Genomic DNA, 8,919 nt, shown 5'->3' on the forward strand with positions numbered 1-8,919 from the left:
GGAGGCGTAGGAGGCGCCGCCGCCGCCGTGGACGTGCAGGTCGACGAAGCCGGGGACGACGGTGTACCCGGTCAGGTCGAGGTCGCCGGGTTCGGGGTCGCCGCCGAGGCCGGCGATGCGCTCGCCCTCGACGGCGAGGCGGTCGCCGTCGACGACGCCGCCGGGCAGGACCAGCCGGGCGCCGGCCAGGGCAGTTCGGTCACGGTCCGCGGTGGTCACGCGGTCACCTCCATGGTGAGCAGATCCCAGGCGAGCAGGCCTGCGCCCAGGGACGCGGCGGTGTCTTTGAGCATGGCGGGTACGACCTTCGGGGGCATCTGGAAGGTCAGTCGCTCGGTGACGGCCGCGCGCAGCGGAGTGAAGAGCGTGTCGCCGGCCTCCGCCAGCCCGCCGCCGACGATCACCGTGGACGGGTCGAGCAGGCTCTGGGCCAGCACGATGCCGTCCGCGAGGGCGTCGACGGCCTGCTGCCAGACCGCGAGGGCGCGGTCGTCCCCGGCGTCCACCGCGGCGGCGCAGGATGCCGCGTCGGCGTCGGGGTCGCCGCTGGCCTCGGCCCAGGCGCGGGAGACGGCGGAGGCGGAGGCCAGTGTCTCCAGGCAGCCGCGGGCGCCGCAGCCGCACGGTGGTCCGCCCGGGCGGACCACGACGTGGCCGATCTCGCCGCCGTAGCCGTGCGCGCCCGCCTCGATCCGGTCCCCGATGCCGATCGCGCCGGCGATGCCGGTGCCGAGGGCGATGAACAGGAAGCGGTCGACGCCGCGACCGGCTCCGAGCCGGCCCTCGGCCAGGCCGCCGGAGCGCACGTCGTGGCCGAGGGCGACCGGCATCGGGCCGCCGTCCGGTCCGGCCAGGCGCTCGCCGAGGAGCTTGCGCAGCGGGAGGTCGCGCCAGCCGAGGTTGGCGGAGAAGACCGCGATGCCGTTCTTCTCGTCGATCGTGCCCGGGACGGCGACGCCGGCCGCGAGCGGGGCGACGCCGAAGCGGCTGCGGCCCTCGTCCGCCAGGTCGGCGGCGAAGTCGAGGATGGCGGCGACGACGGCGTCCGTGCCGTGCTCCCGCCCGGTCGGTCGGCGTGCTTCGAACAGCACGGAGCCGTCCTGGGCGAGCAGCGCGGCCTTCATGCCGGTGCCGCCTACATCGAGTGCGATGACGTGCTTCACGGAGGACAGTTTCCCTTGGGCGGGTCGAAGAGGTCTAGTCCAGTTGTCGGATTGGTCTGGTCCATACTGGGTGAGCTTTGTCGCAGCTGCGGGGGTGTGCGGGGCTTTGCGCCCGGGGGCGGGGCCGGGAGCCGAACGGGATGTGCGGGGTGGGGGCGGGGGTTTTGTTGCGCATTGTGCAATGACTCCGCGCACTTCGATAACTACCGGGGCGACCCCGGTCGGTGGTGTGGACCGGTGGTCGGCGGGTTTGGCAGTGTTGCGCCTCCCCCCGCCGGATTTCCCCCGATCCGGTCGACGTACATCCACGTTCATCCCCCCGAAGGCGGTACCCGCGTTGAACAGGCGCGTCCACGTTCCCACCCGTGTGCTCGGCGGTGCGCTGGCCGGAGCACTGGTCCTCACCGCGGTCAGTGCCTGCGGCGGGCAGGACGACGGACCGGTCACCCTCAGGCTGGTCGCGGCCGACTACGGGGAGAGCCCCGAGACGAGCTCCCAGCACTACTGGGACACCGTCGCCAGGGACTTCGAGGCCGCGAACCCCGGGATCAAGGTCAGCGTCGAGGTGGACAGCTGGACCGAGATCGGCAAGAAGGTCGAGGACATGATCGCGGCCGGCAAGTCGCCGGACCTGCTCCAGACCGGCGGCTTCGCCGACCAGGTCGCGGCGGACCGGCTCTACCCGGCCTCCGACGTGCTCTCGGTGGACACCCAGGCCAGGTTCCTGGACACCTTCGCCCACGCCGGGCAGGTGCTCGGGACGCAGTACGGGATCCCGTTCGTCTCCTCGTCGCGGGTGCTCTTCTACAACAAGGCGATGTTCCGGCAGGCCGGGATCACCCAGCCGCCCGCCACCTGGAACGAACTGCGGCAGGACGCGGAGAAGATCAAGGCCAAGGTGCCGGGGGTGACCCCGTACGGGCTGCCGCTGGGGCCGGAGGAGGCGCCGGCCGAATCGATGCTGTGGACGCTGAGCGGCGGCGGCAGCATCTCCGACGACGTCGGCAACTACACCATCGACAGCGCCCAGAACCAGGCGACCTTCGGCTGGCTGAAGAGCAACCTGGTGAGCACCGGGCTGACGTACCCGGACCCGGGCGGGATGAACCGCACCCCGGTGTTCCAGGACTTCGCCGCCGGGAAGGTCGCGATGCTGAACGGGCACCCGACGCTGCTGCGGATGGCGACCGCCGGGAAGATCGACTTCGGGACGGCGCCGATCCCCAAGAAGGACGGCGTCGGGCGGACCGGGAGCCTCGGGGTCGCCGACTGGATGATGGCGCTCAAGGCGAACGGGCACAAGAACGAGATCAAGAAGTTCCTGTCCTTCGTCTACGGCAAGGACAACCAGCTGAAGTTCGACGAGCAGTACAACCTCCTGCCGGTCACCCAGGACGCCTTCGCCCAGATGTCGTCGGACCCCAAGCACGAGGACCTCAAGCAGTTCGCGGTCGGGCTGGCCAACGCGAGCTTCTACCCGTTCGGCGACCCGGCCTGGGGCGAGGTCAGCAACGGGATCAAGGCGGGGATCGGGCAGGCCGTCACCGGGGATCCCAAGCAGGTGCTCGGGGGACTGCAGGACGCGGCGGTGAAGGAAGCGGCCAAGGTCCGCAAGTAGGACCGGGGGCCGGGGCGGGGTCGGGACCCGCCCAGGCCCCGGCGGGGGTGTGCTTCAGGGGAGCGTGATGGCGTAGGCCTTGCGGAGGGTCTCGTGGACCGTCCAGGTGGTGCGGTCGCCCTCGCGCAGGACCGCGCAGTCGCCGGGGCCGACCTCCAGGGTCGGGCCGCCCTCGATCTCGATGGTGGCCCGGCCGCTGAGCACCACGAACATCTCGTCCGCCTCCACGTCGGTGACCACACCGGGGGTGATCTGCCAGAGACCGCGCAGATGGCGGCCGTCGGCCGACTCGGACAGCACCTTGCCGGTGACCTCGGGAGAACCGGAGACGACCTGGGACGGGTCCAGCGGATCGGGGTCGAGGTCGGCGGTGGGGACGTGCAGGGCGAAGCTGGGCGTGGTCATGGGGGTGACGGTAGCCGGGCGCGGGGAGCGGTGGGGCGAGCAGGGTGTGTCGGGGTCGCGCGCGAGAATGACACTCCGTAGCGGTGGACGGAGGTGGTTCCGGTGGGCGAACCGGGCGGGCTGAGTGAGCGGGAGCGGGCGGTGCTGGCGCTGGAAGGGCGGCAGTGGCGTACGGCGGGGGCCAAGGAGCGGGCGATCCGGGAGGAGCTGGGGCTCTCCTCGACGCGGTACTACCAGGTGCTGAACGCTCTGCTGGACCGGGAGGCGGCGTTGGCGCACGCGCCGGTGCTGGTGAATCGGTTGCGGCGGGTTCGGGAGGCCCGGAGGGGGGCCCGGTGACGGGGCGGCTCTCGGAAGGGCGGCTGGGCGCCGGGGTGGGGGAAAGGGGTTGCGGGCGCCATGCGGGTGGGTGCGGAGGGGGCGGTCCGGGGTAGGGGCTTCGGTATGGGTTTTGAAGAGATGTTCGTGCCGGGGACCGAGGCTGGGCGGGACGGGGTGCGGGCCGTCCTGGCGGCGCCCGGGGATGCCGTGATCGGGTTGGACTTCGACGGGACCTTGGCGCCGATCGTGGCGGATCCGGGGCGGGCGCGGGCGCATCCGGGGGTGGTGGGAGCTCTGCGGCGGTTGGGCTCGGTGGTGGGGGCCGTGGTGGTGGTGACGGGCCGGCCGGCCGCGGTGGCGGTGGAGTACGGGGGGTTCGCGGGGCTGCCGGGGGTGGTGGTGCTGGGGCACTACGGGGCCGAGCGGTGGGAGGACGGGAAGCTCTCGGCGCCGGAGGCGCATCCGGGGGTGGCGCGAGTGCGGGACGTGCTGCCGGTGGTGCTGGAGCGGGTCGGGGCGCCTGAGGGGACGTGGGTGGAGGACAAGGGGCGGTCGGTGGCCGTGCACACCCGGCGGACGGCGGCGCCGGAGGAGGCGTTGCAGCTGCTGCGGGCGCCGGTGGGGGACCTGGCGGCCGAGCACGGGCTGGTGGTGGAGCCCGGCCGGCTGGTGCTGGAGCTGCGGCCGCCGGGGGTGGACAAGGGGGCGGCGCTGACCGGGTTCCTGCGGGAGCGGGGGGCCCGTGCGGTGCTCTACGCGGGGGACGACCTGGGGGACGTGGCGGCCTTCGTCGCGGTGGAGAAGCTGCGGGGCGAGGGCGTGGCCGGGGTGCTGGTGTGCGCCGGTGCGGTGGGGGACGCGCCGGTGCGGGAGCTGGCCGACCGGGCGGATCTGGTGGTCGCCGGGCCGGAGGGGGTGGTGGAGCTGCTGGGGGCTCTCGGGGAGGCGCTCACAGGGCGTTGAGCTGGTCCAGGAACCACTGCTGCGGGGGGAGTGCGGTGGCCGCCGCGGCCAGGCGCCCGGTGCGGTCGGCGCGCTCCTTCGGGTCCATGGTGAGAGCGGCGTGGAGGGCGTCGGCGGTGGCGATGACGTCGTAGGGGTTGACGGTGAGGGCGTCGTCCTTGAGTTCGGCGTGGGCGCCGGCCTCGCGGGAGAGGACGAGGGCGCAGCCGTTGTCGGAGACCACCGGGACTTCCTTGGCGACCAGGTTCATGCCGTCGCGGATGGGGTTGACCAGGGCGACGTCGGCCAGGCGGTAGGCGGCGAGCGAGCGCGGGAAGTCGTCGTCGACGTGGAGGAGCAGCGGCTGCCAGGCGGGGGTGGCGAATTCGGCGTTGATCTCGTCGGCGAGGCGCTGGACGGTGGCCGTGTAGTCGCGGTACTCGGCCAGGTCGGTGCGGGAGGGGTAGGCGAAGGCGATGTGCACCACCCGGTCGTGCCACTCGGGGCGGGTGCGGAGCAGGTGCCGGTAGGCCTGGAGGCCGCGGACGATGTTCTTGCTCAGCTCGGTGCGGTCGACCCGGACGATGGTGCGGCGGTCGCCGACGGTCCGGCGGAGGGCGGCGAGGCGTTCGTCGACGTCGGGGCGGTGGGCGCGTTCGCGCAGGAAGTCGGCGTCGGCGCCGAGGGCGTGGACGCCGAGGCCCGTGGTGCGGCCGTCGAGGGTGACGGTGAGCGCGTCGTGGTCGACGGTCGCGTCCAGGAGGTCCTCGCAGCAGGCGGCGAAGGCGCGGGCCCAGCGTTCGGTCAGGAAGCCGGCCCGGTCGGCGCCCAGGATGCCGGTGAGGACGGCCCGGGCGACGTCGTCGGGCAGCATCCGGTAGTACTCGGGCGGGGCCCAGGGGGTGTGCGAGAAGTGGCCGATCCGCAGGTCGGGGCGGGCCGCCCGGAGCAGGGCCGGGACCAGGGAGAGGTGGTAGTCCTGGACGAGGACCGCGGCGTTCGGGGCGGCCTCGGCGGCCAGGGCCTCGGCGAAGGCCTCGTTGTACGCCCGGTAGGCGGCCCACTCGGTGCGGAAGCCGGCGTCGAAGGCGGGTGCCGTGGGGGTCGCGTAGAGCAGGTGGTGGACGAACCACAGGGTGGAGTTGGCGACGCCGTTGTAGGCGCGGGCGAAGGTCTGCGGGTCGATGTCCAGCATCCGTACGGCCTGGCCGCCGACCTCGTGGCCGGCCAGGTCGAGGCGGCCGTACGGCGCCTCGGCGGCGGCTCTGCGGTCGGCGTCGTTGAGGGCGGCGCAGACCCAGACGGCGTTCGGGTCCGCGATGGCGGAGAGGCCGGAGACCAGTCCGCCGCCGCCGCGGCGCAGGGTCAGCGTGCCGTCGTCGGCGGTGCTGAAGGACACCGGTCCCCGGTTGGAGGCAACCAGGACGGGGGCGGTGCCGGTCGCGCTCGAACGGTTGGTCGTGAGATCGCCCATGGTTGGGATGTTGCCGGGGGTTCGGGGCGGCAAACCCCTCAATGACGGGTCGCGTATTCGGGGACGGTGTGCATCGGGGGGCGTTCCAGGGCGGTCACCGGGTGGGTGTGGGCGGTGAAGGCGCGGGTTTCCGGGTCGCGGGTGAACTGGGTGAGTTGGGGGTGGACGAGGTCGGCGGAGGCCTTGAGGCGGTGGGTGCGGTCGAGGCGTTCCAGGGCGGTCCGGTAGATGGTGGCGGCCATCCGGCCGAGGGCCTGGCCGTCCTGGTGGCGGTGGTGCCGGACGCCGACGTCCACCTGGGCCAGGGCGTCCAGACCGGCCAGTTCCAGGGCGTCGACCAGCAGGCCGAGTTCGACGCCGTAGCCGGTGGGGAAGGGCAGCCGTTCGAGCAGTGAGCGGCGGGCCGCGTACTCGCCGCCGAGGGGCTGGACGAAACCGGCGAGTTCCGGCCAGTGGAGGTTGAGCAGGGGCCGGGCGACGAGTTCGGTGACCCGGCCGCCGCCGGCGGGCAGGACGGCGCCCTCGGATTCCAGCGGGCGGTCGTACATGGCCTTGACCAGTTGGATGGACTCGTCGGTCAGCAGCGGGCCGAGGATGCCGGAGACGAGGGCCGGGTCGAATTCGCGCAGGTCGGCGTCGACGAAGCAGACGATGTCGCCGCGGGTGACCAGCAGCGAGCGCCAGAGCACCTCGCCCTTGCCGGGGACGGCGGGCAGCCGGGGCAGGACGGCGTCGCGGTGCTCGACCCGGGCGCCGGCCTCGGCGGCGACGGCGGCCGTGGCGTCGGTGGAGCCCGAGTCGACGACGACGAGTTCGTCGACGAGCGGGAGGCGTTCCATCAGCTCGCGGCGGATGGTGCGGACGATGTCGCCGACGGTGGCCTCCTCGTCCAGGGCGGGGAGGACCACGCTGACGGTGCGGCCGGTGCGTTCCTTGGCGGCGAGGAGGGTGTGGACCGGCCGGTCGGCCGCGCTCCAGGAGCGGCGGCGCAGCCAGGACGCCGCCTGCGGGAGGAGCTCGGGAATCGGTTCGGCGGGCACGGAGGTCTCCTCGGCGGGGTCGGTGGGACGGGTCATCTCGCGTGGCGGACGGACCCGTTCAGGATTGACGCCTTCGGATACAGTCTTCGTACAGCGGTCGGACCTTTGCACGCCGGGGTCGCCGTTGAGCATCACCACAATTTCACAAGCTCATCCAGAGGGACTGAGGGAACGGCCCGTTGACGTCCCGGCAACCTTCCCGCGCGGCTGTCTGTCGACAGGCCCCGGCGGGACAGGTGCCAATTCCGGCCTGTGGCGCGACCGTGCCACGGGGAAGATGAGGAGAGAGGCCTCGCCATCATGGCTATCGACACCGCCGCACCTGTTTCCGTCGACCTCGGCCCCGCCGCCGCGCTGTCCTGTCGCGAGTGCGGCACCCGCTTCCCGCTCGGCCCCAGCTTCGCCTGCCTGGAGTGCTTCGGCCCGCTGGAGATCGCCTACGAGTTCGGCAGCGAGGGCGCCGAGGAGCTGCGCAAGCGGATCGAGGCCGGTCCGGCGTCCATCTGGCGGTACGCGCCGCTGCTGCCGGTTCCGGCCGACGTGGCGTCGAAGCCCAATCTGAACCCGGGGTGGACCCCGCTGGTGAAGGCGGACAACCTGGGCCGGGAGCTCGGTTTCACCGCCCAGCTGCACGTCAAGGACGACTCCGGGAACCCGACGCACTCGTTCAAGGACCGGGTGGTCGCCTGCGCGATCGAGGCGGCCCGGGCGTTCGGGTACACCACGCTGTCCTGCTCCTCCACCGGCAACCTGGCCGGCGCGGTGGGGGCGGCGGCGGCCCGGGCCGGGTTCCGGTCCTGCGTGTTCATCCCGCACGACCTGGAGCAGGGCAAGGTCGTCATGGCCGGGGTGTACGGCGGCGAGCTGGTCGGCATCGAGGGCAACTACGACGACGTGAACCGCTTCTGCTCGGAGCTGATCGGCGATTCGGCCGGCGAGGGCTGGGGCTTCGTCAACGTGAACCTGCGGCCGTACTACGGCGAGGGTTCCAAGACGCTGGCGTACGAGATCTGCGAGCAGCTCGGCTGGCGGCTGCCGGAGCAGATCGTGATCCCGATCGCCTCGGGCTCGCAGCTGACGAAGATCGACAAGGGCCTCCAGGAGCTGATCAGGCTCGGCCTGGTCGAGGACCGGCCGTACCGGATCTTCGGCGCCCAGGCCGAGGGCTGCTCGCCGGTGTCGGCCGCGTTCAAGGCCGGCCGGGACGTGATCAAGCCGGTCAAGCCGGACACCATCGCCAAGTCGCTGGCGATCGGCAACCCGGCCGACGGCCCGTACGTGCTGGACATCGCCCGCCGCACCGGTGGCGCGGTGGAGGACGTCACGGACGCCGAGGTCGTGGCGGCGATCCGGCTGCTGGCGCGGACCGAGGGCATCTTCGCCGAGACCGCCGGCGGGGTGACCGTCGGCGTGCTGAAGAAGCTGGTCGAGACCGGGCAGCTGGATCCGGCCAAGGAAACCGTCGCGATCAACACCGGCGACGGCCTGAAGACCCTGGACGCCGTCTCCGACGCCGGGATGACCGCCGTCATCCGCCCGACGCTGGACTCGTTCCGCGCCGCCGGCCTCGCGTCCGTCTGAACCACCCGATCGGCCCCGCCCCCGCAAGGAGAGTCATGAGCGCCAACGTCCGCATTCCCACCATCCTCCGCACCTACACCGACGGTGCCGCCGTGGTGACCGCCGAGGGTGCCACCCTGGCCGAGGTCGTCGCCGACCTGGAGAAGAACCACCCGGGCATCTCGGCCCGCATCCTGGACGACACCGGCAAGCTGCGCCGCTTCGTGAACGTCTACGTGAACGACGACGACGTGCGTTTCGCCGAGGGCCTGGCGACCGAGATCGAGGACGGCGCCGGCATCTCGATCATCCCGGCGGTGGCCGGCGGCTGCTGAGCCTTCGCGACCAACCAGCGGTCGCCCGCGCGTACGGAATTCCGTTTCCCGTATGCGCGGG

General features: G+C 72.7%; 9 protein-coding genes, 1 pseudogene and 1 riboswitch. Of the genes and pseudogenes, 5 read left to right on the forward strand and 5 right to left on the reverse strand.

Annotated elements, in window-relative coordinates; genetic code table 11:
• Both ACWGKU_RS39040 and ACWGKU_RS39045 read right to left on the reverse strand, forming a co-directional pair.
• Positions 1-219 (reverse strand): annotated as a pseudogene (locus ACWGKU_RS39040) (N-acetylglucosamine-6-phosphate deacetylase); the annotation flags it as partial.
• Positions 216-1,163 (reverse strand): ROK family protein, encoded by a 948-nt coding sequence (locus ACWGKU_RS39045; protein ID WP_359905868.1) that lies wholly within the window; start codon positions 1,161-1,163, stop codon positions 216-218. The pseudogene ACWGKU_RS39040 and the gene ACWGKU_RS39045, both read right to left, overlap by 4 nt.
• 337 nt (positions 1,164-1,500) lie before the next feature.
• On the opposite strand from ACWGKU_RS39045, the gene ACWGKU_RS39050 reads away from it, so the two are divergent.
• Entirely contained in the window at positions 1,501-2,781 is a 1,281-nt protein-coding gene (locus ACWGKU_RS39050; protein WP_401056169.1) for an extracellular solute-binding protein, read from the forward strand.
• 54 nt (positions 2,782-2,835) lie between these two features.
• On the opposite strand, the gene ACWGKU_RS39055 is transcribed toward ACWGKU_RS39050, so the two are convergent.
• On the reverse strand, positions 2,836-3,186 hold the full coding sequence (locus tag ACWGKU_RS39055) for a cupin domain-containing protein (protein ID WP_359905862.1): 351 nt from the start codon (positions 3,184-3,186) through the stop codon (positions 2,836-2,838).
• A 93-nt stretch (positions 3,187-3,279) separates the two neighbouring features.
• Between ACWGKU_RS39055 and ACWGKU_RS39060 the strand changes: the two genes are divergently transcribed.
• Complete coding sequence (locus ACWGKU_RS39060) at positions 3,280-3,525, forward strand: DUF3263 domain-containing protein (RefSeq protein ID WP_387691654.1); 246 nt, start codon at positions 3,280-3,282, stop codon at positions 3,523-3,525.
• A gap of 120 nt (positions 3,526-3,645) precedes the next feature.
• Positions 3,646-4,470, forward strand: coding sequence for a trehalose-phosphatase (otsB, locus tag ACWGKU_RS39065; protein WP_452180884.1), 825 nt, complete (start codon positions 3,646-3,648; stop codon positions 4,468-4,470).
• Here the strand turns inward: otsB and ACWGKU_RS39070 are convergent.
• Positions 4,457-5,923 carry an alpha,alpha-trehalose-phosphate synthase (UDP-forming) gene (locus tag ACWGKU_RS39070; protein WP_452180883.1) on the reverse strand — a complete coding sequence of 489 codons (1,467 nt, stop codon included), beginning with the start codon at positions 5,921-5,923 and terminating at the stop codon, positions 4,457-4,459. The two genes, otsB and ACWGKU_RS39070, sit on opposite strands and share 14 nt — an antisense overlap.
• A gap of 38 nt (positions 5,924-5,961) precedes the next feature.
• Complete coding sequence (locus ACWGKU_RS39075) at positions 5,962-6,999, reverse strand: glucosyl-3-phosphoglycerate synthase (RefSeq protein WP_401048140.1); 1,038 nt, start codon at positions 6,997-6,999, stop codon at positions 5,962-5,964.
• Between the two features lie 111 nt (positions 7,000-7,110).
• Positions 7,111-7,247, forward strand: a riboswitch (SAM riboswitch).
• A gap of 16 nt (positions 7,248-7,263) precedes the next feature.
• Between ACWGKU_RS39075 and thrC the strand changes: the two genes are divergently transcribed.
• Together thrC and ACWGKU_RS39085 are read left to right on the forward strand one after the other, a co-directional pair.
• Positions 7,264-8,544: a threonine synthase gene (gene thrC / locus ACWGKU_RS39080; protein ID WP_401048138.1), complete on the forward strand. Its 1,281-nt coding sequence runs from the start codon at positions 7,264-7,266 to the stop codon at positions 8,542-8,544.
• Positions 8,545-8,579: 35 nt separating this feature from the next.
• Positions 8,580-8,858 (forward strand): ubiquitin-like small modifier protein 1, encoded by a 279-nt coding sequence (locus ACWGKU_RS39085; RefSeq protein ID WP_359905845.1) that lies wholly within the window; start codon positions 8,580-8,582, stop codon positions 8,856-8,858.
• Positions 8,859-8,919 lie beyond the last annotated feature (61 nt).

The sequence above is a fragment of the Kitasatospora sp. NPDC054768 genome, assembly GCF_053612025.1.

What these genes read in the sequence shown, in the direction of transcription:
- ACWGKU_RS39055 (WP_359905862.1), bottom strand. Translation starts at nt 3,186, where the DNA reads ATGACCACGCCCAGCTTCGCCCTGCACGTCCCCACCGCCGACCTCGAC.
- otsB (WP_452180884.1), top strand. Translation starts at nt 3,646, where the DNA reads ATGTTCGTGCCGGGGACCGAGGCTGGGCGGGACGGGGTGCGGGCCGTC.
- ACWGKU_RS39070 (WP_452180883.1), bottom strand. Translation starts at nt 5,923, where the DNA reads ATGGGCGATCTCACGACCAACCGTTCGAGCGCGACCGGCACCGCCCCC.
- ACWGKU_RS39075 (WP_401048140.1), bottom strand. Translation starts at nt 6,999, where the DNA reads ATGACCCGTCCCACCGACCCCGCCGAGGAGACCTCCGTGCCCGCCGAA.
- thrC (WP_401048138.1), top strand. Translation starts at nt 7,264, where the DNA reads ATGGCTATCGACACCGCCGCACCTGTTTCCGTCGACCTCGGCCCCGCC.
- ACWGKU_RS39085 (WP_359905845.1), top strand. Translation starts at nt 8,580, where the DNA reads ATGAGCGCCAACGTCCGCATTCCCACCATCCTCCGCACCTACACCGAC.